The organism is Luteimonas sp. gir (assembly GCF_037198055.1).
Taxonomy (GTDB): Bacteria; Pseudomonadota; Gammaproteobacteria; order Xanthomonadales; family Xanthomonadaceae; genus Luteimonas; species Luteimonas citri_A.
Genome location: NZ_JBBAXQ010000004.1, coordinates 173,172 through 197,668, shown reverse-complemented (window position 1 = coordinate 197,668; position 24,497 = coordinate 173,172). Strand labels below are relative to the sequence as shown.

Sequence of the window (24,497 nt, the reverse complement as noted above, 5' to 3'; positions counted from 1 at the left end):
TTCGATGGCGGCGACCGCGAGCATGCCCGCATGGCCGGTGGCATTGCGAGCTAGCGGGCGGGCGCGTTGCCCGACTGCGGCGCATCGGCCGGCGCCGCGCACCAGGCCTCGACGGCGGGTGCGGTGTTCTCGATGCCTTCGCGTTCGGCCAGTTCCCACGGCCGTTCGCAGGTCGCGCTGCGCGGGCACCAGGCGTAGCCGGCCGAGCCGATGCAGCCGTGGGCGTCACGGTCGCCGCCGACCACGGCCGGTGTGGCACTCGGAGCGGGCGAGGCAGGGGCGGGTGTCTGCGGCGGGCTGCAAGCCGCCAGCAACAGGCCCAAGGGCAGGATCATGAACTGACGCATCGCAAGCTCCCGTACTGGAACGGCCTCGAGAATGCCGACGGCTACGTGGCCGGTGTGTCGTCGCCACCGCGTGCTGCCGCGATTGCCGCGATCCGTGCGCGCCGCAGCGCTTCGCCGATCGCCGGGCCTGCGAGTCCTTCGGCCGCGAGGTCGCGGGCGTTGACTGCGCAGGCGGCGGCGTGGGCGCGGCGTAGTTGCGCGCCCTGCGGATAGTCGCTGTCGGCGCTGCCCAGGCGGCCGCGCTTGTCGGCCTCGCAGACCAGCGCGAGCTGGCCGATGCGTTCGGGCCGGCGAAAACCGTCGCAGCGCGCGATCAGTTCAAAGAGCGTGGCATCGCGCAGTTCGGCGATGCGGTGCACGTTGAGGTGTTCGCGGCAGGCGACGATCGCCAGCTCGCGATGCGCGGCCGGCACCTTAAGCCGTGCGCTTAGCGCCTCGAGCGGACGCACGCCGGCGTGCTCGTGGCCGACATGGCGCGGCAGCCGGTGCGCGGGCGTCAGCGCCTTGCCCAGGTCGTGGGTCAGCGCGGCGAAGCCGATCACATCGTCGCCCGGCGCCAGCCGCGCGGCCATGTCGACGACCAGCTCGATGTGCGTGCCGGTGTCGACCTCGGGATGGTATTCGGCGCGCTGCGGCACGCCGTACAGCGCATCGACCTCGGGCAGCACGACCGCGAGCGCGCCGCAGTCGTGCAAGGTGCGCACGAACGCCGACGGCCGTGCCGAGCCCAGGGCGCGGCGCAACTCCTGCCACACGCGTTCGGGCGTCAACGTCGCCAGTTCGCCGGCCTCGACCATCGCGCGCATCAGCGCCATCGTCTCGTCGGCGACCGTAAAGCCGAGCGGTGCAAACCGGGCCATGAAGCGCGCGGCACGCAGCACCCGCAGCGGGTCTTCGGCGAACGCCGGGCCGACGTGGCGCAGCACCCGCGCGTCGAGGTCGCGCGCGCCACCGTAGGGATCGACCAGGCTGCCATCGGGCGCCTGGGCGATCGCGTTGATCGTGAAGTCGCGACGCTCGAGATCCTGTTCCAGCGTCACCGACGGGTCGGCATCGACGACGAAGCCTCGATGGCCGCGTCCGGCCTTGCGCTCGGTGCGCGCCAGCGCGTACTCCTCGCCGGTGCGCGGGTGCAGAAACACCGGGAAATCGCGCCCGATCGCGCGGAAACCGGCGGCCTCCATCGCCGCCTGGGTTTCGCCGACGACGACCCAGTCGCGGTCGCCTGCGGGCTGTCCGAGCAGGCGATCGCGCACGGCGCCACCGACGAGATAGGTCTTCATGGTGGACATGGTCCGGCAATCACCATAGGCAGGTCTGGAGCGACAGCCTAACGGCCACGGGCCGAGCGCTGTCTCAACGTGCGCTGGCGCCGCGTCCGAATCTGCGCTCGTACTCGGCGCGTTCGGCGGCGGGCATGCGGGTGCGGATGTCGTGGAACGTCCAGATTCGCGGTTCGGCTTGCCAACGATAGTGGCGCAGACGCAGGCCGGCCAACGGCGTGGCCGTCGCGATGTCCAGCCGTTGCGGCGTGCGCCCGGACTCCAACGCCAGCGGCGGCAACGTGGCCGGCGTGCGCCAGTCCCCTGGCGGAGCGAGTGTCCGGCCCGTGATGACCTGCGCCGATGGCATCTCGTGACCGTCCGCATCGATCGGCACCGCGGTCGTCCACAGGCCATCGCGACGCGTGGGCGCGGGGTGATCCTGCAGCAGTGCGACCCGATGCGGCGATATCCATTCGATGCGCGCCTCCCTGTTGTGCGTGGGCGAGTCCCCGTAACGCACGGTTTCGGTCTGGTCCCAGCGATAGACATCCACCTCGCCGGTCATTCGCACCGTGTCCAGCGCCCACAGCGTATCGGCCGGCACGTCGGGCGGGAGTTGGAACGGAAACGCCAGTTGGGTGTCGACGATGCGCTGGCGATCGGACATCGGCAGTGTCGGGTGCACGATCGTCGCGTCGGTGCCGGGCAGCGGCTGGCCGGCGGCGTCGAGCAGGGTGACCGTGCGCAGACGCAGGCTGAGGAAATCCGCGATGGGCGGACCACTGCGGCCGACCGCGCGGCCATCGGCGCCGATTGCGATATGCGGACGACCGCCATCGGGCGCGCGTTGCACGCCGACGACCAGCATGCTCTCCAGCGCGGAATCGTCCGCACCCGCCATCCAGGTTTCGAGCGCACCTTCGGGGATGGGGTGGGGGGCGTACAGTTCAGGATCGTCGGCCGGGGCAGAGAACGGCGGCGCGTCGAGGATGGCGTGCGTCGATTCGATCGAGGCCTGCGCCAGGTCCGCATCGAGTTCGAGTTCCAGGACCGGCTCGGTGGCCATGTCGACCACATGCAGACGATGCACGTCAGGCCCGGCGCTGCCGGTCGTCCGTTCCAGGTACAGGCGGGTTTCGAGCGGCACGCCGTCGTCGATGCGGACTGCCTGCCGGCCGTGGCCACGCAGACCGGCGCCATCGATCTCGAGGTCGAGCACGGCAACCGTGGCGTCGAGGCTGCGGACTCGCGAGGTCTGCCGCAGACCCGAGAAATCGCCGCTGTCGTCCTGGCGGGTGGCCTGGTTTCCGACGCGCAGCGATGACGGGAGCATCCCGGGGCGCAGCGCGAGCGCGGCCATCCGGGCGGAGGCGAGCAGGGACGTGGCCGGATCGTCAGGCGGTACCGACTGCCACGCCGTCGTGTCGACCGGCCGCAGCGCGACGCCTTCGCGCTGCAGCTGCAGATCGAAACCCGCGTACGCGGCGGGCGGCACGCGCCCAGCCATCTCGTCGCTGTGACGGTCCGGCACGCGCGTCCAGACTGGGCGGATACGCAGCGGCGTGTCATCGCGCGCGGGTATCCCTGGCGAGACTGTGGCATAGCTCCAGTGCCTGCGCGGCACAGCATCCGGCGCCGCAGGCAGGACCGTGTGCGCGATGAAGACCACGCGCGGCGTGAGGTCCGCGGCGTCGGCCAAGCCCGCCAGCGTCCACAGGCAGAGGCCCATCGCGATGTCACGCGGTCCGATCATCGACTTGTTGCTCCTTCATTGGATCGCCGGTCGACGCCGGGTGGGCGGACCGTTGCGGTGAGCCGGACATTATCCCCGACGCGCGGCCACCGCACTTCGGTCTGGGCGCTGCTGCGCGACGAGAGGGATCGCCACATCGAACACAAGCATGGCACCGGACGCCAAGGGCATCGCTGGCGATGCCTGCGTGGCCTCAGTCCGCGCCGGCGTCCGGGTCGCTTCCGCTTGGCTGCATGCTGATGTCGTCGATCGTCAGCGCGCGTCGCTCGGCACGCCAGCGGTAATGCAGCAGGCGCAGACCGGCCATGAGGGCGTGCGTGGCGATCTCCGTGCGGTCGACGGCGCGTTCCGGGTCGAGTTGCAGCAGCGGCATGGCGTCGAGCGTGCGCCAGTCGCTGGCGGCATCGGATGCGCGGCCGACGAAGAGCTGCGAGGAGGCAATCTCGCGACCGGCCGCATCGATCGGCACGACCGTGGTCCATGTGCCCTGGGTCTGGCCCGCGGCGGGGGCGGTTTGACGCAGCGTGGCGCGGTACGGCGACGTCCATTCGATCAGCGTGTCGGCAGTGTGCGTGCTCTGGCTGCGATACGGCACGGGTTCGGCCCGATCCCAGCGGTAGACTCGGATATCGGCGGTCAGGCGAATGCGCGACAGGGGCTGCAGGGTCGAGGTCGACACCGTCAGCGGCAGGCGGAAGGGAAACGACACGCGGGTCTCTTCGAGTCGCATGCCGTTGAACACCGGAAAGTTCGGCTGCGTGACCGTCGGGTTCGCGCCCGGCAGCGGCTGCCCCTGGGCATCGAGCAACTGGACATCGCGCACGTGCAGAAAGCCGACACGGGGCGTGCTGGCAGCCGGACGGCCGTCGGCATGCAGCGCGATGTGCGGGCGGCCGCCGTCGCTGTGCGCCAGCATATCGAAGGCCAGCGCCATGTCGAGATCGCCGCCGTCATCGGGCTGCATCCAGGCCGCGAGCGTGCCCGCCTCGATCGGGTCGGTCGCGAACAGGGCCGGGTCGTCGCTGCGCGCCGAGAACGGCGGCGCCGCCAGCCGCTCGGCGGTGACGTTGAACACGCCTTGCGGCTGCGAGATGGCGTGTTCGAGATCGAGGACGGGCTCGGTCGCCATGTCCACCAGATACAACCGATGGGTCTCGGGCGTGCCCTGGCCGTCACTGGAGGTGAGATAGAGCCGCGTCTCCAGCGGTCTGCCGTCCTGGCGGCGTACGGCCTGCCGTCCGTGTCCCGAGAGGCCGTCGCCCTCGAACTCGACATCGAGCAGCACGATCTCCGGCGTCAGCGCGCGCACGCGCATGTGCGTGTCGAGGGACGCGAAATCGCCACCGCGCTCGAGATGCGTGAGGCGCTGTCCGAGTCGCGGCGTCGCGGGCAGCGCCACCGGGCGCAGGCCCAGAGCCTGCACCCGAAAAAGCGCGAGAAACCGGGCATCCGAGGGGCCCGAACGGCGCTCCCAGCCCGCCAGGTCGGCAGGTTGCAGCACTGTGCCGCCGTCGTTGCGTGGCAGTGTCAGGGTGAAGCCGCGCTCGAGGATGTCGATCGCGGCGCGATCACCTTCGTCCCGGTGATCGAGCGCAAGCGAGCCGCGCGCGGAAGACCCGCGCCCCTGCACCCAGAGCGGGCGGATGCGCAATTGCGACGCGCTGTCCGGCGCGGACTGCATCGAGACATCCACGTAGGCACGGAACGGTTGCGCACGTGCACGCACGCCATCGGGCGTGACGTCGTGTGCGACGAAGACCACCTGCGGGTCGACGGGTGCTGCCTCGACCCCACCCCAGACCGCGCTCACCAGGCACACGGCCATGCACACCTTACGCCACACTCTCGACTCCCTTATGCGAATGGGAATGCGCGCATCTGCAGGCATTCCCGGATCCATCACGACCGCCGTCCATTATCCCCGATGCGTCGACTCAGCCGGCCGACCGGTCCGTCGGGCAGGCGAAGCGCGTGGTGCGCTGGGCCTCGGCGCCGCGCAGGCGTTCGTCGAGCTTGGCCGCGCGGCCGTACATGCGCCAGTCGTAGAGCACGCTGAAAGCGAGCACGCGGGCGACGTATTCGCGCGTTTCGCGGTAGCTGATCGTTTCGATCCAGAAGTCGGGGTCCATGTCCGGGCGCTGCGACAGCCAGCGCGAGGTCGGTGTCGGCCCGGCGTTGTAGGCGGCGATCGCGACGTAGGGCTTGCCGTACATGTCCTTCTTCTCGCGCAGGTAGGCGGTGCCCAGCGCGACGTTGGTCTCGGGGTCGTACAGGCTCTCGGCGCCGGCCCAGTTGCGGCCAAGCCGGCGCGCGACCGCGGCGCCCGTCGCGGGCAGCACCTGCATCAGCCCGCGGGCATCGGCCGGCGAGCGTGCGCGCGGGTTGAACGTGCTCTCGGCGCGGATCTCGGCCGCGACCCAAGCCGGGTCCAGGCCGTGGCGCTTGGCCTCGCGCTCGATCAGCGCCTGCTGGGTCAGCGGAAAGCGCAGCGCGTAGAGCCGGGTTTCGTCGGGCTGGCGGCCGAGTCCGAACACCGCGCGGTCGTACCAGCCGTTCTCCTGGGCCACCAGCACCGCGACGCGCCGCTGCTCGTCGTCGAAGCGTGCGAGCGCAGCGCTCCATTCGCGCGTCGCCCAGATCGGCCGCTCGATGCGATACAGCGCCATCGCCCGCACGATGCCCGGGTCGGTCGCGACGCGCGTCTTGGCCTCGTTCGACGGTGCGAAGTCCCAGGGGCACAGCGCGTAGGGTTGGCCGAGGCGGTCGGCGGCGAGGAAGCCGTGGAAATCGGATTTGGTCGCCGCGTCGCGGTACAGCCGCTCGGCGGTGGCCGGATCGCCGGTCAGGGCCGCCAGCCGCGCCTCGAAATAGGTCCAGCGCGATTGCGCGCGCTGCGCTGCGCCCATCGCGCGGATCGCCGTCAGTGCCGCCGGCCAGTCGCTGCGCGCCATCGCCTCGCGCACGCGCCATTCGTGCAGGCGCTCGTCGTAGGCCGAGGCCGGCACGCGTGCCAGTAGCCGCGCCGAGTCCGGCAGATAGGACGCCACGGTCCACAGCGCGGCCTGGTAGAGCACGCGGCCGTTGTCTTCCTCGGTGAAGCCCAGCGCCCCCGCGACCGCCGGCAACTGCGCCTCGGCGCCCAGCGGATCGTCCTTGGCCAGGCGCGCCAGCCCGTGCGAGGCGACCAAGCGGCTGCGCGCGGTCTTCGGCCAGCCGGTGGCGCGCGCGTGCGGCGCCTGCAGATAGGCCGCATAGTCGGTCGCCAGCGGCTGCTCGGCCGCCGACATTCCCCGCGCGATTCCCCGCGCGATCGCCACGTCCTGCGCGGCGACCGCCAGGTCGAAGCGTTCCCAGCGCAGGGCGTCGTCGAGGCCGCCGCGCGCGGATAAGGTTTGCAACGGGGCATCGCAGGTGTCGGGCAGCGACGTGCCGCTGCTGCGCCAGATCGCCTGCATGTCGCGCGTCCACTGCGCATCGGTGGCGCCGGTGCGGGCGCGCGCGTCGAGCTCGATGCAGCGCAGCGCCACGTTCGAGATCGATGGCGACCAGGCTGCACGCACGCCGGCCCAGTCCTGGCGCTTGGCCAGCGCGCGCAACCAGCTCTCGCGGAAGACCTCGGCCACCGGCGCGCCTGCGTGCCGGGTCAGGAAGTCCTGGCCCTGGGCCAGCGGCAGTGTGTCGAGATTGCGCCGCAGCGCGGCCAGTTCCAGCCAGGCGGCGGCCGGATGGCCGGTCATTGCCGGTGGCACCGGCTGGCCGCGCTCGGCCGCCTGCATCGCCGCGAGAAAGCCGTCGTCGCCCGGTGCTTGCGCCTGCGCAGCGGCGGCGAGCGCGAGCAGGGACAGCAGTGCGCCGCGCAGCGTGCGCGGCAGCGAGTGGGCGGTGCGAGGGGCGCTGGACGGCATCGGCAGACAGGCTTCGGCGAAGGGCCGACGACTATAGCCAAGCGTCGCTGAAGCCGATGTGGCAGCGGCGGTGCCGCCTGCAGCAGCTCAGTCCGCGCGCAGCCAGGCGAGTACCGCGTCGACGTCGTCGGCCTCGAGCAGCAACTCGGCCAGCGCGTGCTGGCCGGTCGCCGCAGCGGTGGCGGCCAGCGCCGATGCACACAGCGTTTCGTCCCAGTCCGGCGTGGCGACCAGGCCGGCGAGCAGCGGCAACCGGGCGAGCGCGGCGACGTAGCCGTCGATCAGGCTGTCGGGAATCACCGCATCGCTGGCGGCGCGCGCCAGTTCGATGCTCGCCGGCAGCACGAAGTGGCTCGGGCAGGCGCGCTCGGGCGCCTCGGCCAGCGCGGCGACGATGTGCGGCACGGCGGCGAACGAGGCCGGGTGCACGCGGCCCTCGTCGCACAGCGCCGCCCACAGCGCCTGCCAGGGCGCGCTCTGCCAGCTGTCCTCGGTCGCGCCGTCGAGCTGCGCCAGCAGGGCCGGCACGCCAAGGGCGACGCCATGCGCGCAGCTCAGCCGTGCCCACGCCGGGTCGTCGAGTGCCAGCATCGGCGCACCGGCCAGCCCGTCGCGCGGACTCATGTGCGGCGGCCCACGATCAGCCAATTGTTGAACGGCGTGTCGCCGTACAGCGGCCGCAGCGTGGTCGCCAGGCCCGCGCCTTCGAGCTGCGTGCGCAGGCCGTCGGCGGTCGGATAGCAGCGTGCGCGTTCCTGCATCCAGCCGGCGAAATTGGCCAGCCGGTCGGTGATGCGCGACGTCCGGCTGCGGGTCGAGCCGTCGGCCAGTCCGCTACGGATCACCAGCAGTGCGCCCGGGGCGAGCATCGCGATCACCTCGTCGAGCAACGCGCGCTGACGCTCGTGCGACAGGTACTGCAGCACGTCCAGGATCGCGACGCTGCCGCGATGCGCCGGCAGGCCGGCGGCAAGGTCGAGCACGTCCAACTGCACATCGGCCAGTCCGGCGCGCGCGGCGACCTCGCGGCCGCGGCGGATCTTGGCCGCGTCGATGTCGACACCGGCGTAGGGCAGGGCCTGGCCATCGGCACGCAGTGCGTGCGCCAGCAGGCCCAGGCCGCAGCCCAGGTCGAGCACCGGTGCGGTCGTTGGCCGCAGCGCCTGCAGCACGCCCGGATACAGCGGATCGGTGCGCAGCTTGGTCAGCGTGTAGTAGTAGTCGTATCGGTTGCCCAGCGGGTGGCGCGGCAGGAACGCGCGCGCAATGCCACGCGCGGCGTCGCGCGGATAGGGGGCGGTGGAGAGCGGGGTGGGATCGGAGGTGGTCGCGGTCATGCCCGCGACAATAAGCCGCGTGCGACCGGCAGCGCCAGTCGGGCCCAGTCCGCGTGCAGCGCGGCCGAGGGATGCAGGCCATCGTCGGCCAGCATCGCCGGCTCGCCACCGCGGGCGCGGCTGATCGGTGCGATGTCGACGAACGCCACGCCCTGCCGTGCACAGAGCGCCGCCGCGGCGGCGTTGTAGGCATCGAGCGTGCGTGCGATCTCGGCGACATCGCGCCCGGACTGCGCGCCGAACGGCGTGACGCCCCAGTCGGGGATCGCGAGCACGAACACGCGCTGGGCGCGGCCACCGGCAAAGCCGATCGCCCGCGCGAGCAGTGCTTCGAAGCGTGGCACATAGTCCTCGACGGGGCGGCCGCGGTACTGGTCGTTGACGCCGATCAGCAGGCTGACCAGATCGAACGGTCCCTCGGGCGCGGCGTCGTCGATGCCGGCATCGAGCTCGTCGGTGGTCCAGCCGGTGGTGGCGATGATCTGCGGCGTATCGATCGCGGTCCCGGCCGCGCGCAGCGCATCGGCCAGCACCACCGGCCAGCGCGCCGCCGGCGCGATGCCCTCGCCGATCGTGTAGCTGTCGCCGAGCGCCAGATAGCGGACCGGCCGCGCGCGCTCAGCCATTGACCGCGCGCGGCACCAGCGGCACGACCTTGCGCGCGTCGATGATCTGACGATCGAGCACCCGTTCGATGCGCGAGAACACCTCGCGCAGCTGCGCCGGCTCGGGCAGCAAGGTCACGCGGAAATGGTTGCGATAGGGCACGTTGAAGCTGTTGCCCGGCACCACCAGTACGCCCTCGGCATCCATCAGTTCCAGCGCGAACGCATGGTCGTCGAAGCCTTGCGCGAACTCGGGCGCGATGCCGGGAAACGCGTACAGCGCGCCGGCCGGCTCGACCAGCTGCAGATAACGGCTCGCCGCGCAGGCCTCGACCACCGCGCGGCGCGCCTCGTACAGCCGGCCGCCCGGCGCGCACAGCGCGCCGATCGTGTCGATGCCGGTCAGCGCGGCTTCGATCGCGAACTGCCCGGGCACATTCGCGCACAGCCGCAGCGCGCCGAGCAGGTCCATCGCATTGCGGAACTCGCGGCTGCGCGCCTCATCGCCCGACAGCACGGCCCAGCCCACGCGCCAGCCGCAGGCGCGGTGGACCTTCGACAGCCCGCCGAACGACACGCAGGGCACGTCGCCTGCGATCGGTGCAAGCGGCTCGAACACCGCACCGTCGTAGGTGATGGCGTCGTAGATCTCGTCGCACAGCAGCAGCAGGCCGTGGCGCTGGGCGATGGCGACGATGCGCTCGAGCAGCGCGCGCGGATAGACCGCGCCGGTCGGGTTGTTCGGGTTGATCAGCACGATCGCGCGCGTGCGCGGCGACACCAGCGCTTCGAGCGCATCGGGGTCGGGCAAGAAGCCATGCTCGGCCTTGCACTGGTAGAACACCGGCCGACCGTCGTTGAGGATCGTCGCCGCCGACCACAGCGGATAGTCGGGCGAGGGCACCAGCACTTCGTCGCCGGGATTGAGCAGCGCGCGCAGCGCGATGTCGATCAGCTCGCTGACGCCGTTGCCGACGAACACGCGCTCGGGCGAGACCGCATGCGCGCCGCGCGCGGCATGGTGCGCGGCGATCGCCTCGCGCGCGACCGGCAGACCCTGCTGGTGGGTATAGGGATCGGTGTCGTGGATGCGCCCGGCGATCGCGCGCTGCAGGTGCTCGGGGGCGCGGAAGCCGAAGGCGCCGGGATTGCCGATGTTGAGCTTGATCAGCGTGCGCCCCTGGGCCTCCAACTCGCGCGCTCGCCGGGCCAGCTCGCCGCGGATTTCGTAGCGCACTTCGGACAGGCGTTCGCGGGTTCTGAGGGGGGCGGACATCGGGCGGCGCTCTGCGCGGGGAGGGTCGCCCGATGCTAGCCCAAAAGATGCATGAATGCGGCCGGGCCGACGAATGGTCATGCCCGGCCGCCGTGCGCGCCTTGACGCGGTCCCCGTAGAATCCGCCGCATGCCGACTGTCCCGCCGACCGCTTGACCGCCCCCGACCCCGCGCTGCGCGCAATCGGCTGGCCATTCGACGGCCCCCCGTCCGGCCCCTGGGCCGAGACGATGGCCGCCCACCCGCAGGCGCACCCCCGGCGCGTGGTCGAGCAACACCGCTCCGGCTACCTGGTCGCCGGTGCGCCCGGCGAAGCGCTGTCGGTCGAGTCGCTGCCCGACTGGCTGCGCCGCAGCGGCTACCGCAAGGGCACGATGGCCCCGGAGGACCGCGCCGCGGTCGGCGACTGGGTGCTGGTCGAGGACGAACGCCGCATCGTCGCGATGCTCCCCCGGCGCAGCGCGATCAAGCGCGCGGCGGCCGGCGAGCATTACCGGCAGCAATTGATCGCCGCCAACATCGACACCGTGCTCGTGGTCTGCGGCCTCGATGCCGACTTCAACCCGCGCCGCATCGAACGCTATCTGCTGCTGGTGCAGGGCGGCGGCACGCCGGTCGTCGTGCTGACCAAGGCCGACCGCGACAGCGCCGACCCCGAGGCCGCGCGCGCTGCGCTGGCCGAGATCGCCGCGCTAGGCGTCGCGGTGCTGGCGGTCAACGCCCGCGACCCCGACAGCGTCGCGGCGCTGCACCCCTGGCTCGGCCCGGGCACCACCGCGGTGCTGGTCGGCAGCTCGGGCGCCGGCAAGTCGACATTGACCAACACCTTGCTCGGTCGCGAACACATGCGCACCGGCGCGGTGCGCGACAGCGACGACCGCGGCCGCCACACGACCACCCACCGCGCGCTGATCCCGCTGCCGGCCGGTGCCTGCCTGATCGACACCCCGGGCATGCGCGAGCTCAAGCCGACCGGCGAAGAAGACCTCGCCGAAGGCGGCTTCGCCGACATCGAAGCCCTGGCCGCCGACTGTCGCTTCCGCGACTGCCGGCACGAACGCGAGCCCGGCTGCGCCGTGCGCGCCGCGGTCGAAGCCGGCACCCTGACCGCACAGCGGCTGGCGAACTACCTCAAGTTGCGCGACGAACGCGACGCCGCCACCGCCCGCCGCGCCGACCGCCTGGCCGCCCGCCAGGACGACGCCCGCCCCACCGGACGACGGCCCGGCCGCCGCTGAGGCTTGCTCCCGCGCTTGCGGGGGAGGGCCGGGGTGGGGGCAAACGGCCTCGCGGTGCTGCGCTCCCTCCCCCGCGTGCGGGGGAGGGCTGGGGGTGGGGGCGCTTGGCTGGGAGGGCGTGTCGTTTAGGAGGTCGGTAAAGCCCAGCCCCCACCCGCCGCGCTACGCGCGTCGACCTCGCCCCGCAGGCGGGGGAGGTGAGATTGCACGCTCCACGAGCCAGGCGGGGGAGGTGGTCGCGATCTTCGGCATGGCAGCGCTGCAGCATCTAGCTCCCTCCCCCGCGTGCGGGGGAGGGCTGGGGTGGGGCGATCGGCCGCGAGGGCGCGTCGTTTGGAGCTCGGGAAAGCCCCCGCCCCCACCCGCCGCGCTGCGCTCGTCGACCTCCCCCGCATGCGGGGGAGGTGAGATGGCGCGATCTTCGGCATCGCAGCACTGCAGCGCTGTGCTCCCTCCCCCGCGTGCGGGGGAGGGCTGGGGTGGGGCGATCGGCCGCGAGGGCGCGTCGTTTGGAGCTCGGGAAAGCCCCCGCCCCCACCCGCCGCGCTGCGCGCGTCGACCTCCCCCGCATGCGGGGGAGGTGAGATGGCGCGATCTTCGGCATCGCAGCACTGCAGCTCTGTGCTCCCTCCCCCGCGTGCGGGGGAGGGCTGGGGTGGGGGCGATCGGCCGCGAGGGGGTGTCGTTTGGATGTCGGGACAGCCCCGCCCCCACCCGCCGCGCTACGCGCGTCGACCTCCCCCGCATGCGGGGGAGGTGAGATTGCGCGCGCCACGATCCAGGCGGGGAGGTGCCGCGGTCTTCGGCACTGCAGCGCTGTGCTCCCTCCCCCGCGTGCGGGGGAGGGCTGGGGTGGGGGCGATCGGCCGCGAGGGAGTGTCGTTTGGAGCTCGGGAAAGCCCCCGCCCCCGCCCGCCGCGCTGCGCGCGTCGACCTCCCCCGCAGGCGGGGGAGGTGAGATTGCGCGCGCCACGAGCCAGGCGGGGGAGGTGAGATTGCACGCTCCACGAGCCAAGCGGGGGAGGTGGTCGCGGTCTTCGGGCTGAAATGCCGAGCTTGAATGTGTCCACCATGTCCCCGAACACCTGTCCACCATGTGCCCGGTCTGTACAGCCGCGCTATGCGCGTCGACCAGCCCGCAAGCGGGGGAGGGAGGAATGCGGGCGCCGCGAGCCGAGGACGCGGCGTTGCTACAGTGGCCGCGCCGCGACCAGGAGCTGCCGATGCCCGATGCGATCGCCCATCACGCTGCGCTCGATGCGCGCATGGTCGCCGCTGCGCGTGGGATTCGCTTGCTCGGGCTGGCGAGTTGGGCGCCGCAGACGCAGCAGCGGTTCCTCGCAGCGTTCGCGGCCGGACGTCGCGAAATGCCGGAGGTCGTCTATCCCACGCTCGATTTTGCCGAGGCGCGGCGCGAGTTGGCCGCGGTCGCGGCCGCGGCCGATGCGCAGCATCCGCTGGGCGCGTATCTGGTCGAATCGGCCCAGGCCTGGGACGTGGCCGCGCGCCTGCTCGAGACGCTGGGTACCGGCGCGGTCACCGCGCATGCGGTCGCGCTCTACGGGCGCCCCGACGCGCCGTTGCCGGGCGGGGCGCTGACGACCTGCGATGCGGCGCGGCATTTCCTCCAGATCGCCGAGGCCTACGATCCGGCCCTGCTTGGCGAGGCCGACGACCCGACGGTCGATGCCGCAACGTTGCAGGCGCAGCTCCAAGGCGATCTGGATGGGTACTTCGGCACACGCGTGGTCGAGGTCGCACTCGATGCCGGACTGATCGCCAAGGCCGCCGCCGGCGCCTATCGACTGCGGCTGCGCGCCGATGCGCGCTACTCGCCGCACGACCGCGCGCAACTGCTGCAGCACGAAGCCTTCGTGCATTCGCTGACCGCGCTCAACGGCCGCGCGCAGCCGGTGCTGCCGAGCCTGGCGATGGCCGCGCCGCGCACCACCGCCACGCAGGAAGGACTGGCGGTGTTCGCCGAGCAGATCACCGGCAGCCTCGACATCGCCCGCATGAAGCGGGTCAGTCTGCGTACCGAGGCGATCGCGCGTGCACTGGACGGGGCCGACTTTCTGCAGGTGTTCGACTACTTCCACGCCGCCGGACAAGCCCCGGCCGAGAGCTTCGCCTCGGCGCAGCGGGTGTTCCGCGGCGTGCCGCTCGGCGGCGGTCATGCCTTCACCAAGGACACGGTGTACCTGCGTGGCTTGATCGATGTGCACACCTTCTTCCGCCAGGCGCTGGCGCAGCGCCGCTTGCCGCTGTGTCGGCAGTTGTTCGCCGGCAAGATGACCCTGGACGATGTGCACCGGTTCGCGCCGCTTTTCGACGACGGCACGCTGCAGCCGCCGCGCTGGCTGCCGCCGTGGCTGGCACGTGCCGGCGGGCTGGCGGGCATGCTCGCGTTCTCGCTGTTCGCCAACCGCATCCGGCTCGACCGGCTCTAGCCGCTCACAGCCCGAAGGTCGGCGGCGCGGCGGTCGAATACAGGCAGCGCACACTCTCGCCCAGGTCGGCCGGGTCGGCACCGGCGAACAGCGCATGCAACTGGTGCCGGCGGGGTGCGGGCGTCGGTACCAGACCGACCCAGGCGTCGCGCCCGGCGGCCTTGGCTGCGTACAGGCAGCGATCGGCCAGCGCGCTGGTCTGCTGCCAGTCGCCGAGCGTCGGCCAGGCGGATGCGAACGGCCAGGGCGCAAAGCCGATCGAGCAGGTCAGCGGCAGCGGCGCACCGTGGGCCAGCGTCACCGGCTCGGCGGCGACGGTGTCGCGGATGCGCTCGGCCAGCCGGGCTGCCGCCTCGGGGCCGTCGAGCGGGGCGACCAGCAGGAACTCCTCGCCGCCCCAGCGCACCAGCAGGTCGTCGCTGCGGCACAGGCCGCGCAGCCGCTGCGCGAATTGCACCAGCACCGCGTCGCCGGCCTGGTGCCCGCGAGTGTCGTTGATGCGCTTGAACGCGTCGATGTCGAGCATGAAGAAGTACAGCGCGGTCTGCGTCGCCTCCGCGGTGGCCGGCGTCGACACACGCTGCGACGCCCGCGCAAGCCAGTCCTGCAGCTCGCGCCGGTTGGCCAGGCGGGTCAGCGGATCGAGCCGGGTCGCCGCGTCGAGTTGCGCGTTGCTCAACTGCAGTTGCCGATTGGCCTGTTCGAGCTGGGCAGTGCGCTCGGCGATCGTGCGGTCGAGCAGTGCCGCGCGTTCGCGCTCGCGATGCACCGCCCGTCGCGCGCGCCAGACGAACAGCGCCAGCGCACAGACGGCCAGCAGCACGTAGCCCGCGTAGGCCAGCGGATGGCGCCAGGGCGGCGGCGGCATGGTCATCTCCAGCACCCGCGACGGGCCGAACGTGCCGTCGCGGCCGGCCGCCTGCACCTCCAGCCGATAGCGCCCGGCGGGCAGGTGGTTGAGCGAGACCTCGGTGCGCGCCTGGTGTGGATACAGCCAGCCCGCATGCAGGCCGTCGACCCGGTAACGCAGCTGCGCCGCGCCAGGGGCGAGGAAGTCGATCGCGGTCATGCCGATCGTGAACACGTCGTCCTCGTCGTCGAGCGTGATCCGGGTCGCGTAGACGATGTCGGTCTCGCCGGCGCGACGCGCCTCCAGGTCGCTGCGCCGGCTGAGCAACTGCAGGCCGGTGAGCACCGGGCGCGCCGGCGCGCTGCGCCGCGGCAGTTGCATCGGCGCGATCACGTCCAGCCCCAGTGTGCCGCCGAAATACAGCAGCCCGTCCGCGTCCTGGAACGCCGAGCCGCTGTTGTATTCCTGGTTGCGCAGGCCGTCGCGCCGGCCGAGGTTCTGTACGATGCCGTTGTCGTGGTCGACCACGCTCAGGCCCAGATTCGTGCTCACCCACAGCCGCCCGCCCGGATCGGGCAGGATCCGGTAGACGACGTTGTTGGTCAGCCCGTCACGGTCGGTCAGCACGGTCGACTCGCCGCTCGCGCGGTCGATGCGGTACAGGCCGCCGCCGAAGGTGCCGGCCCAGATCGCGCGGACATCGCTATGGATCGCCCACACCGCGCGGTGCAGGCCGGCGCCGGTGGGCGTCAGTCGCGCGAACGTATCGCCGCGCAGCCGCCACAGCCCGCGCGTGCTGGTGCCCACCAGCAGACTGCCGTCGATGTCGGGATACAGCCGGGTGACCACGCTGCCGTCGATCGCCGCCACGCGCGGGTCGGCCACCGCCTGGCCGCGCTCGAAACGCTGCAGCCCGCCGCGGGTGCCGACCCACAGCGTGTCGCCCTGGCGCAGCAGCGCATCGATGCGCGGATCGCGCAGGCCCGGGATCGGCGCGATGCGGTCATCGCGGTGCAGCCGGTATAGCCCCGACAGCGTGCCGACCCACCAGCCGCCGGCCCCGTCGGCGGCGAGGGCGCGCACCGAATCGGTCGCCAGTGCCGGGATCGTGCGCCACGGCCCGGCGCCATCGCGCAGGTGCAGCCCGGCATCGGTGCCGACCAGCATCCGCGCCCCGTCGCGTGCGACTGCGCGCACGCTCGGGCTCGGCCAGTCGCGCATGTCGCCGACGCCGGCGCCGTCCTGGCGGATCACCGACGACAGCGGCCGCGCCCGGTACAGGCCCGAGGTGTAGGTCCCGATCCACAAGGCCCCGGACCGCCCCTCATGGAAGCGGGTGATCGCACTGCGCGGCGGTTGGTCGAAGCGCAGCGGCTGCGGGCGGTCGCTGCCGGGCGCGAGCTGCACCACCCCGCCATCGGCGAAGCCGACCAGCAACCGGCCATCGCCGAGCCGGATCATCGCCGTGGGCCGCGCGGTGCTGGCGCCCAGCGCGGTCATCGGCCAATGGCGCAGGACCGCACCGCCCAGGTCCAGCCGGTGCAGGCCGGCATCGGAGGCGATCCACAGCCCCTCGGGACCGGCCTGCAGCGCCAGGCAGCGGCGCGCGCCTGGCGGCGACGGCAGCGCCTCGAGCCCGGTATCGGCGACCGCCCACAGCCTGCAGGCGGTGTCCAGCGCGACCGGCTGCCCGCGGCTTTCCGCCCAGACCAGGCCCACGATCTCCCCGGTCGCGCCCAGCGGCCGGACCTTGGCGACCGCCGCGTCGACATGGTCGACCCCGGCCTCGGTGCCCACCCACGCGCCGCCGTCCGGGTCGAGCAGGATCTCGGTGACGCGCGTATGCGACAGGCCCGCATCGACATCCACCCGTCGTCGCGTCCAGGTCGGCAGATGCACCACCTCCACGCCGGCGTCATCGGTGCCCAGCCACATCCGCGTGGTGGAGGCCTCGAACGCCAGGCTGTCGATGCCGCTGCTCGCCAGACCCGCCTCGCCGGGCGTGCCGTCGGTCCGGTAGGTGCGAAAGCGATGCCCATCGAACCGGTTGAGGCCATCCTGGGTGGCGACCCACAGAAAGCCCTGGTCGTCGCCGCTCATCGACGAGACCGTCAGCTGCGACAGCCCTTCATCGAGGCCGTAGACCTCCAGGCTCAGCGGGGGTGCCTCGCCCGGCGCCTGCGCACAGACGCCCGCAGGCGCCAGCGCGGCGAGCAGCGCGAGCAGTGCGCCACGGCAACGGCGGCGCCTGTGCGCGCGAAGAATGTGCGCGACGGTATGCACCTCGATGGCGGCTCCGGCTCCCGATCGTCCCGATCGACCATTGTGCCTTCGAAAGCGCCCGCCGATGGACATGCCAGACTGTGGCAATGGAGACTCCGACGATCCTGGTCGCCGACGACCACCCGCTGCTGCGCGCCGCGGTCCTGCACGCACTGCGCGATGGCCTGGGCGAGATCCGCGTGGTCGAGGCCGCCAGCGCCTCGGCCGTCGAGACTGCGCTGCGGGCCCACCCCGAGATCGAGCTGGTGCTGCTCGACCTGGCGATGCCCGGCGCCCGCGGCCTGTCCACGCTGGTGTGGCTGCGCGGCGAGCGGCCCGAGCTGCCGGTGCTGGTGATCTCGTCCAACGACCACCCGCGCACCGTGCGCCGGGTCCAGCAGTTCGGCGCTGCTGGTTTCATCTCCAAGTCGGCGCCCGCCGAGTCGATCGCCCAGGCGGTCGCGGCGGTGCTCGACGGCGGCAGCTGGTTCCCGCCGCTGACCGCCGAGCGCTCGGAGGCCGATGCCCAACTGGCCAGCCGCCTGGCCCAGCTCACGCCGCAGCAGGTGCGGGTGCTGCTGTGCCTGGCCGACGGCCTGCTCAACAAGCAGATCGCCCACCAGCTCGGCCTGGCCGAGAACACCGTCAAGGTCCACGTGACCGCGATCCTGCGCAAGCTCGAATGCCACAGCCGCACCCAGGCCGCAGTCCTGGTCAAGGCCTTGGAGCCCGAAGACGAGGGCTGACCGCGAGGGCGGTGACGGCGCCACGCGCAGCTTGCCAAAGCGTCACCCGTCGGTCGGCAACGCCGGTTGCGCGTTCAGCTGCTGAAGTTGAAGACGGGCGCCTGCAGTTCCTGCCACAGCCCGTCCCGGGCGAGGGGGAACCCAGCTGCATGGGCCTGCGCGAACCAGGCCTCGATCTGCGCCCGCTCGATCCCGGTCACCGCGTTCTCCATCGCCAGCAGCCCGCAGAAATACAGGCCGATGGCGCTGCCCGCATCGCCGGCGCGCTGGAACTGCGCCAGTGCGGCCTGCGGGTCGCGCGGCATGCCGATGCCGAAGGTCTGCAGCAGTCCGAGGTCGATCCAGGCCTCGACATCGCCGCGCGCGGCCTGCTCGCGGATCGCGGCGACGATGGCGTCGAGCCGCGCCTGCGACGCGGCGGTCGGTTGCGAGCGGGGGGCGGACAGGCCGCCCAGCTGGGTCGGGCGCAGCGCGCCGCGTTCGAACAGGCTCTGCGTGGTCATCGCAAAGCGCATGCGCCAACGCGCCTCCTGCGTGGCATCGCCGCGAAGGCGGGCGTCCTCCCACAGGTCGCGCATCGCGGCTGTCGAGCCATGGCGCGCCGCGAGCAGCAGCCACGGACGCCCCTGTTCCGGCCGCGGCCGCCGCAGCGCCCCGCCGATGTCGCGCTCGCCATAGGGTGCCAGGCTGCCGGTCGACAGCGCGCGTCCCAGTCGCGCCTGCGCGCCCATCACCGCGTCGTCGACGGGGCGCAGCACGGCGGCCCGCCGGTACAGGCGCAGTGCGGTCCAGTCCTGTTGCCGGGCGTGTTGCTGGCCGGCCTCCAGCAGGGTGTGCGCGTCGGCATCGCCCCGGACGGGCGTCGTGGTGACGCAGCCGCTGAGCACCAGCAGACAGGCGAACAGCGCCGCGACGGCAGGACACAGACGTGCGCGCAAGGGCATGGGCATGGGCATGGCGGGACAGGGCTCCTGGATGGCGGCGGCGTGGCGGTGGCGGGTCGCGAGGATCGGCCGACAGCGCCCGGAGGGCAAGCGCGTTCGCGGATCGGCTTGGCGTCGGGCGTGCGCGGCGCCGCTCAACCGCGACGCAGCAGACGCTGGCTCAGCAAGGCGCGCAGCGCCGGTGGACGCACCGGCATCGGCAGGATGCTCCAGTCACCGGCCTCGACCAGCGCGCGCAACCCGGCGTCCTCGCGCTCGGCCAGCAGGATCACCAGCGGCGCGTCTTCCCAGCTCGCCTGCAGCTGGCGCCACAGTGCGGCGACGTCCGCGGCATTCCCCCGCTCGCACAGCAGCAGGACGTCGGGTGCGGCCGCGCCATCGGCCAGCGTCACCGCGTCCGCCGGTGCCCCGACGAACGCCACCGTGCACTGCCACTGCGCCAGTCGCTCGCGCATCGCCTCGCAGGCCACGACGTCGGAATCGATGTACCAGACCCGGCAGCCGCGCAGCGGCGAATCCTCGCCGGGGTCTCGCGTCGGCGCCGGTGCCGGGTGCGCGCCCGGCTGCGCCAGCGGCACCGTGACCGAGAACACGCTGCCCACGCCGGGCTGCGAGCGCAGGCCGATGCGATGGCCGAGCAACCGCGCGATGCGCTCGACGATCGACAGCCCCAGACCGACTCCGCGGTCGTCGCCGCCGCCGTCGTCGAGCCGGCGGAACTCCTCGAAGATCTCGCGCTGGCGGTTGGGCGCAATGCCCGGGCCGGTGTCGTGCACCTCGATGCGCAGCGACGTGCCCTCGCGCCGGCAGCCGAGCAGGATGCGGCCGTGCGCGGTGTAGCGCACCGCGTTGGACAGGAAGTTCTGCACCAGCCGGCGCAGCAGCACCGGATCGCTGCGTACCCAGGCGCGCGTGGGCACCGCGTCCAATTGCAGGCCGCGGGCCTGCGCCAGCACGCCGGCCTCGCGCGCCAGCGCTTCGAGCACCGGGCCCAGCGGCACGTCGCGCACGTCGGCCTGCAGCGTGCCCGATTCCAGCCGCGAGACATCGAGCAGGCTGGTCAGGATGCCGTCCTGCGCCGACAGCGCGCTCTCGATGCTGTCGACGATCGTGCGTGTCTCCGCATTCGGCAAGCGTGCGCGCAGCGCCGAGACGAACATGCGCGCGGCGTTGAGCGGCTGCAGCAGATCGTGCACCGCGGCCGCGGCGAACCGGCCCTTCTGGCGGTTCGCGGCCTCGGCCTCGCGGCGCGCCTGTTCCAGATCCGCGGTGCGCTCGGCGATGCGCTGCTCCAGCGCGTCGGCCAGCGTGCGCAGTTCGCGCGCGGTGGTCTTGTAGGCGGTGATGTCGGCGTAGCTGGTGACGAACCCGCCGTCGGGCAGCGGATTGCCGCGGATCTCCAGCACCGTGCCGTCGCTCTTCTCGCTTTCGCGCGCATGCGGCTTGCCGCTGCGCAGATGGTCGAGCCGGCGCTCGATCGCGTCTTCGACCGGGCCGGGGCCGAGCAGGCCGCGTCGCGCGTTGTAGCGGAACACGTCCTCGATCGGCGTGCCCACCCGCACCAGGTCGGGCGGGAAGCGGAACAGCTCGATGTAGCGCGCGTTCCAGGCCACGATGCGCAGCTGCGCGTCGATGATGACCACGCCCTGCGGCAGATGCGCCAGCCGCCGGCTCAGCCCGGTATCGGCTTCCTGCGCGGCGGCGACCAGCCCGTCCTTGGCGGTGCGCAGTTCCTCGGCGTGCTGGCGCACCAACGTCTCCAGCTCCTCGCGGCTGCGCCGACGCAGCGCCGCCAGGCGCAGCCGCTGCTGCGCGAACAGCACCACGAACACCAGCGCGATCCACGACACGCCGGCGATACCGGCCCACTGCCAGGCCGCGATCGCGACCGGCGTCGCATCCTGCAACAGATGCAGCGTCCAGTCGGTGTCGGCCAGCGGCGTGCGTTGCCACAGCCAGCGTCCGGACATGGCCGGGTTGTCGATGCGCGCCAGCGCATCGGCGCCGATCGTGCCGGCGAACGGACGCAACGGCTGCCGGCCGTACTGCCGCGTGGATTCGAGTTCGGCGCGTGCGCTATCGCTGAGCGGGGCGAGGACCCGGTAACGCCATTCGGGCCGGCTGGCCAGGAACACGATGCCGTACCGGTCGCTGGCCAGCACCACGTTGCCGGTGTGCGGCCAACGTTCCTCGTACTGGGTCAGCTCGAGCTTGATGACGATCACGCCGACCGCGCGGCCGTCCGCGTCGCGCAGCGCCTCGGACAGGAAGTAGCCCGGCACGCCGGTGGTCACACCGATGCCGTAGAAGCGCCCGCTGCCCTCGCGCAGTGCCTGCTGCACATAGGGGCGGAAGGCGTAACGTTCGCCGACGTTGCTGCCCAGCGTGCGCCAGTTGCTGGCCGCGATCGCGGTGCCGTCGGCGCCGATCAAGGTCAGCGTGGACGCCTGCGCGGTGCGGTTGGCTTCCTCCAGCCGCCGGTTCAGCCGCTCGCGCGTGGGCGCGTCCACGGGCGCGGCGACCGCGGCGCGCAGGTCGGGGTCGAGCGCCAGCAACTGCGGCAGCGCGCGGTAACGCTCGATGCGCTGGTCCAGCGCCTGCGCCTGCAACTGCAATTGCTGCTGCGCCAGCGCGGTCTGCTGGCGCAAGGCGCTCTGGCCACCGACCTGGTAGCCCAGCACGATCGTCGCCACCAGCCCGCCGATCGCGATTGCGGTCCAGAGCAGGCGGCGGGCACGGGGCGGGGATCGCATGGGGCCAGGCTAGCGGCCGACGTGTCGCGGGCTCGCGACGCGTCGCTCGCTCAGAACTGCACCTGCGCGCGGAACTCGACCGCATCGGGCGAGGTCGCGCGGCCGCCGCGGGTGGCGTTGGTGCGCACGTAGTTGGCCTGCAGCTTGAAGTGCGAGGTCAGATACCAGTTGGCGCCGAACGTCCAGTCATGCTGGCGGCCGCCGGCGATCAGGCCGTCGTCGAGGTCGAGCGTGCTGTAGCGCGCGGCCAGTTCCACCGCGCCGTAGCCGTGCGCCGGCTTGGGGTTGGCGACATTGCCGGCCGAGTACGGCCGGTGCTCGCCGGTGATCAGCCAACTGCCGGCCAGGTAGCCGCCTTCGGCGCGGTAGTCGGGCAGGCCACCGTCGCGCGCGATGTCGGCGCGCAGCAGCTCGCCCTGCAGCGAGACCGGCCCACGGATCCAGATGCCTTCCAGACCGGTGCGGCGGATGTGATCGACCGGCGCCAGGTCGCCCGAATCGACCAGGCGCACCGGCGTCAGCCCCGCGCCGGGTCGCGCACGCAGGCGCGCAGTCGGGGCGAAGCGGTCGCCGCGCCCGTCGGTCCAGGCCTCCGGGTTCTCGCGCGAGGCCGCCAGCCCCAGGTGCAGCACGTCGCCGTCGGCCTTGCGCGGCGTCCACACCGCACGCCCGGCCAGGGTCTGGCCGTGGTTGTCGCCGTGCAGGTCCTGACCGGCGTAGCCGCCGAGCTGGAACAGCGCGGTCGGCTGTTCGTAGGTCCACTCCACACCGGTCCGCCGGCCCTGGTAGATCGCCTGGATCGGCGCCGCCAGTTCCATGAACGTGCCGGCGCGCGAGGCGGTCACGCCCTCCAGCCCGACCGGCACCTTCATATAGCCCACGCGCAGCTTGCCCAGGTCGCGGCCCAGGAACGCCTTGCTCTCCACGCGCACGAACACGTCCAGCCAGGTCCTGGATTCGAAGTCGAAATAGACCATCGCATCCCAGACGCCGGCCTTCTTGACCGTCGCGCCGAACTCGCGGCGGCGCAGTCCGTCGTCGTCGCTCAGGCGCGGATCGCCGCTGAAATCCACCGTGTCCCAGGCGAAGTTCGCCGTCGCCGCGACGCGGGTGCCGTCGCCGAAGGTGTAACTGGTCGGCCAGTCGTCGAATTCACGGGCGAACGCAGGAGACGTGCCGGCGGCGAGCGCCAGCAGCAGCGGGAGGGTGGGGCGCATCGGGGGACCTTAATGGGCGCAGGGCGCGGGTGGCCGGGCAGTCTAGGCAGTGTGCGCAGCGGATGCACGCGGCGCATAACACCAATGCGCTATCGGCGGATCGGGCGTGCGGGCGTACAACACAGCCTCGCCGAGCGCCCGCATGTCGACGGACGCGCCAACCGGATCCTCGCATGCACGCCATTCCCGCCGCCACGCCGGCCGCCCCGCGGTTGCCGTGGTATCGCCAGTTGTACGTCCAGGTGCTGGTCGCGATCGCGCTGGGTGCGCTGCTCGGTCACTACGCACCGGTGTTCGCCGAGCAGCTCAAGCCGCTGGGCGACGCATTCATCAAGCTGGTCAAGATGATCATCGCGCCGGTGATCTTCCTGACCATCGTCACCGGCATCGCCGGCATGACCCAGCTGCGCACCGTCGGCCGGGTGTTCGCCAAATCGATGGCGTACTTCCTGTTCTTCTCGACGCTGGCGCTGGTGGTCGGCATGGTCGTGGCGCACATCGTCCAGCCCGGCGTGGGCATGGACATCGACCCGGCCACGCTCGATACCGCCGCGGTGCAGGGCTATGTGCAGAAATCGCATGAGCTCACGCTCACCGGCTTCCTGCTCGACATCATCCCCGGCACTCTGGTAGGTGCATTCGTCGACGGCAACATCCTGCAAGTGCTGTTTGTCGCGGTGCTGTTCGGCATCGCGCTGGCGCTCACCGGCCAGAAGGGCCGCCCGGTGTTGACCTTCCTCGAAGCGCTGACCACGCCGGTGTTCAAGCTGGTGCACATCCTGATGAAGGCCGCCCCCATCGGCGCCTTCGGCGCGATCGCCTTCACCATCGGCAAGTACGGCCTGGAATCGCTGGTCAACCTGGCCTGGCTGGTAGGCACGTTTTACGTCAGCTCGCTGCTGTTCGTGCTGGTGATCCTGGGTGCGGTGGCGCGCGCCTGCGGCTTCTCGGTGCTCAAGCTGATCCGCTATCTGAAGGCCGAACTGCTGCTGGTGCTGGGCACCTCGTCGTCGGAATCGGCGCTGCCCTCGCTGATGGAAAAGATGGAAAAAGCCGGCTGCAAGAAGTCGGTGGTCGGCTTGGTCGTGCCGACCGGCTACTCGTTCAACCTCGATGGCACCAACCTCTACATGACCCTGGCCGCGCTGTTCATCGCCCAGGCCACCAACACCGAGCTCACGCTGTGGCAGCAGGTCACCCTGCTGCTGGTGGCGATGCTCAGCTCCAAGGGCGCCGCCGGCGTGACCGGCGCGGGCTTCATCACGCTGGCGGCCACGCTGTCGGTGGTGCCGACGGTGCCGGTGGCCGGCATGGCGCTGATCCTGGGTATCGACCGCTTCATGAGCGAGTGCCGCTCGCTGACCAACTTCATCGGCAACGCGGTCGCGACCGTGGTCGTCGCGCGCTGGGAGAACGCGCTCGACCGCGATGCCCTCAACGCTGCGCTCGACGGCACACCGGCCCCGGTGATGGCCGCGCCCGATCCGGCCGCCGGGCCCGGCGACCGCGAGGTGCTGGCGCTCGACTGATCGCCGCACCCAGCACCATC

17 protein-coding genes are annotated in these 24,497 nt (G+C 72.1%); 4 read left to right on the top strand and 13 right to left on the bottom strand.

Features of this window, described 5'->3' with window-relative positions:
• Window positions 1-50: 50 nt before the first annotated feature.
• The 9 genes from WAF18_RS08510 to WAF18_RS08470 form a co-directional block, all read right to left on the bottom strand.
• The gene (locus tag WAF18_RS08510; RefSeq protein ID WP_337244716.1) at window positions 51-347 is read right to left on the bottom strand and encodes a hypothetical protein; all 297 of its coding nucleotides are present in this window, start codon (window positions 345-347) and stop codon (window positions 51-53) included.
• Window positions 348-388: 41 nt separating this feature from the next.
• Entirely contained in the window at window positions 389-1,630 is a 1,242-nt protein-coding gene (locus WAF18_RS08505; RefSeq protein WP_337244715.1) for a multifunctional CCA addition/repair protein, read from the bottom strand.
• Between the two features lie 73 nt (window positions 1,631-1,703).
• Window positions 1,704-3,365, bottom strand: a complete 1,662-nt coding sequence (locus WAF18_RS08500; protein ID WP_337244714.1) for a hypothetical protein — start codon at window positions 3,363-3,365, stop codon at window positions 1,704-1,706.
• Window positions 3,366-3,558: 193 nt separating this feature from the next.
• Window positions 3,559-5,208, bottom strand: coding sequence for a hypothetical protein (locus WAF18_RS08495; protein ID WP_337244713.1), 1,650 nt, complete (start codon window positions 5,206-5,208; stop codon window positions 3,559-3,561).
• Between the two features lie 91 nt (window positions 5,209-5,299).
• Window positions 5,300-7,270, bottom strand: a complete 1,971-nt coding sequence (locus WAF18_RS08490) for a transglycosylase SLT domain-containing protein (RefSeq protein ID WP_337244712.1) — start codon at window positions 7,268-7,270, stop codon at window positions 5,300-5,302.
• A gap of 87 nt (window positions 7,271-7,357) precedes the next feature.
• On the bottom strand, window positions 7,358-7,894 hold the full coding sequence (locus WAF18_RS08485) for a hypothetical protein (protein ID WP_337244711.1): 537 nt from the start codon (window positions 7,892-7,894) through the stop codon (window positions 7,358-7,360).
• Window positions 7,891-8,607 carry a class I SAM-dependent methyltransferase gene (locus WAF18_RS08480; protein WP_337244710.1) on the bottom strand — a complete coding sequence of 239 codons (717 nt, stop codon included), beginning with the start codon at window positions 8,605-8,607 and terminating at the stop codon, window positions 7,891-7,893. Before WAF18_RS08480 ends, WAF18_RS08485 begins: the two co-directional genes overlap by 4 nt.
• The gene (locus tag WAF18_RS08475; RefSeq protein WP_337244709.1) at window positions 8,604-9,233 is read right to left on the bottom strand and encodes a GDSL-type esterase/lipase family protein; all 630 of its coding nucleotides are present in this window, start codon (window positions 9,231-9,233) and stop codon (window positions 8,604-8,606) included. Before WAF18_RS08475 ends, WAF18_RS08480 begins: the two co-directional genes overlap by 4 nt.
• Window positions 9,226-10,488: an aminotransferase class I/II-fold pyridoxal phosphate-dependent enzyme gene (locus WAF18_RS08470; protein WP_337244708.1), complete on the bottom strand. Its 1,263-nt coding sequence runs from the start codon at window positions 10,486-10,488 to the stop codon at window positions 9,226-9,228. The genes WAF18_RS08475 and WAF18_RS08470 overlap by 8 nt, the downstream gene beginning before the upstream one ends.
• Before the next feature lie 152 nt (window positions 10,489-10,640).
• Here WAF18_RS08470 and rsgA point away from each other — a divergent pair, with 152 nt between their 5' ends.
• Both rsgA and WAF18_RS08460 read left to right on the top strand, forming a co-directional pair.
• Complete coding sequence (gene rsgA / locus WAF18_RS08465; RefSeq protein WP_337244707.1) at window positions 10,641-11,726, top strand: ribosome small subunit-dependent GTPase A; 1,086 nt, start codon at window positions 10,641-10,643, stop codon at window positions 11,724-11,726.
• A gap of 1,223 nt (window positions 11,727-12,949) precedes the next feature.
• Window positions 12,950-14,176, top strand: a complete 1,227-nt coding sequence (locus WAF18_RS08460) for a flavohemoglobin expression-modulating QEGLA motif protein (RefSeq protein ID WP_337244749.1) — start codon at window positions 12,950-12,952, stop codon at window positions 14,174-14,176.
• 4 nt (window positions 14,177-14,180) lie between these two features.
• Here the strand turns inward: WAF18_RS08460 and WAF18_RS08455 are convergent, their stop codons facing one another.
• Window positions 14,181-17,309 (bottom strand): diguanylate cyclase, encoded by a 3,129-nt coding sequence (locus WAF18_RS08455; protein ID WP_337244706.1) that lies wholly within the window; start codon window positions 17,307-17,309, stop codon window positions 14,181-14,183.
• A gap of 86 nt (window positions 17,310-17,395) precedes the next feature.
• Here WAF18_RS08455 and WAF18_RS08450 point away from each other — a divergent pair, with 86 nt between their 5' ends.
• On the top strand, window positions 17,396-18,034 hold the full coding sequence (locus WAF18_RS08450; RefSeq protein ID WP_337244705.1) for a response regulator transcription factor: 639 nt from the start codon (window positions 17,396-17,398) through the stop codon (window positions 18,032-18,034).
• Between the two features lie 74 nt (window positions 18,035-18,108).
• On the opposite strand, the gene WAF18_RS08445 is transcribed toward WAF18_RS08450, so the two are convergent.
• The 3 genes from WAF18_RS08445 to WAF18_RS08435 form a co-directional block, all read right to left on the bottom strand.
• On the bottom strand, window positions 18,109-18,990 hold the full coding sequence (locus WAF18_RS08445) for a hypothetical protein (protein WP_337244704.1): 882 nt from the start codon (window positions 18,988-18,990) through the stop codon (window positions 18,109-18,111).
• Window positions 18,991-19,112: 122 nt separating this feature from the next.
• The gene (locus WAF18_RS08440; protein WP_337244703.1) at window positions 19,113-21,731 is read right to left on the bottom strand and encodes a PAS-domain containing protein; all 2,619 of its coding nucleotides are present in this window, start codon (window positions 21,729-21,731) and stop codon (window positions 19,113-19,115) included.
• A gap of 50 nt (window positions 21,732-21,781) precedes the next feature.
• Complete coding sequence (locus WAF18_RS08435; protein ID WP_337244702.1) at window positions 21,782-22,948, bottom strand: porin; 1,167 nt, start codon at window positions 22,946-22,948, stop codon at window positions 21,782-21,784.
• Window positions 22,949-23,121: 173 nt separating this feature from the next.
• Here WAF18_RS08435 and WAF18_RS08430 point away from each other — a divergent pair, with 173 nt between their 5' ends.
• The gene (locus WAF18_RS08430; RefSeq protein WP_337244701.1) at window positions 23,122-24,477 is read left to right on the top strand and encodes a dicarboxylate/amino acid:cation symporter; all 1,356 of its coding nucleotides are present in this window, start codon (window positions 23,122-23,124) and stop codon (window positions 24,475-24,477) included.
• Window positions 24,478-24,497 lie beyond the last annotated feature (20 nt).

What these genes read in the sequence shown, in the direction of transcription:
- WAF18_RS08460 (WP_337244749.1), top strand. Translation starts at nt 12,950, where the DNA reads ATGCCCGATGCGATCGCCCATCACGCTGCGCTCGATGCGCGCATGGTC.
- WAF18_RS08435 (WP_337244702.1), bottom strand. Translation starts at nt 22,948, where the DNA reads ATGCGCCCCACCCTCCCGCTGCTGCTGGCGCTCGCCGCCGGCACGTCT.
- WAF18_RS08485 (WP_337244711.1), bottom strand. Translation starts at nt 7,894, where the DNA reads ATGAGTCCGCGCGACGGGCTGGCCGGTGCGCCGATGCTGGCACTCGAC.
- WAF18_RS08480 (WP_337244710.1), bottom strand. Translation starts at nt 8,607, where the DNA reads ATGACCGCGACCACCTCCGATCCCACCCCGCTCTCCACCGCCCCCTAT.
- WAF18_RS08430 (WP_337244701.1), top strand. Translation starts at nt 23,122, where the DNA reads ATGCACGCCATTCCCGCCGCCACGCCGGCCGCCCCGCGGTTGCCGTGG.
- WAF18_RS08505 (WP_337244715.1), bottom strand. Translation starts at nt 1,630, where the DNA reads ATGAAGACCTATCTCGTCGGTGGCGCCGTGCGCGATCGCCTGCTCGGA.
- WAF18_RS08475 (WP_337244709.1), bottom strand. Translation starts at nt 9,233, where the DNA reads ATGGCTGAGCGCGCGCGGCCGGTCCGCTATCTGGCGCTCGGCGACAGC.
- WAF18_RS08470 (WP_337244708.1), bottom strand. Translation starts at nt 10,488, where the DNA reads ATGTCCGCCCCCCTCAGAACCCGCGAACGCCTGTCCGAAGTGCGCTAC.
- WAF18_RS08500 (WP_337244714.1), bottom strand. Translation starts at nt 3,365, where the DNA reads ATGATCGGACCGCGTGACATCGCGATGGGCCTCTGCCTGTGGACGCTG.
- WAF18_RS08440 (WP_337244703.1), bottom strand. Translation starts at nt 21,731, where the DNA reads ATGCGATCCCCGCCCCGTGCCCGCCGCCTGCTCTGGACCGCAATCGCG.
- WAF18_RS08445 (WP_337244704.1), bottom strand. Translation starts at nt 18,990, where the DNA reads ATGCCCATGCCCATGCCCTTGCGCGCACGTCTGTGTCCTGCCGTCGCG.
- WAF18_RS08450 (WP_337244705.1), top strand. Translation starts at nt 17,396, where the DNA reads ATGGAGACTCCGACGATCCTGGTCGCCGACGACCACCCGCTGCTGCGC.
- WAF18_RS08490 (WP_337244712.1), bottom strand. Translation starts at nt 7,270, where the DNA reads ATGCCGTCCAGCGCCCCTCGCACCGCCCACTCGCTGCCGCGCACGCTG.
- WAF18_RS08510 (WP_337244716.1), bottom strand. Translation starts at nt 347, where the DNA reads ATGCGTCAGTTCATGATCCTGCCCTTGGGCCTGTTGCTGGCGGCTTGC.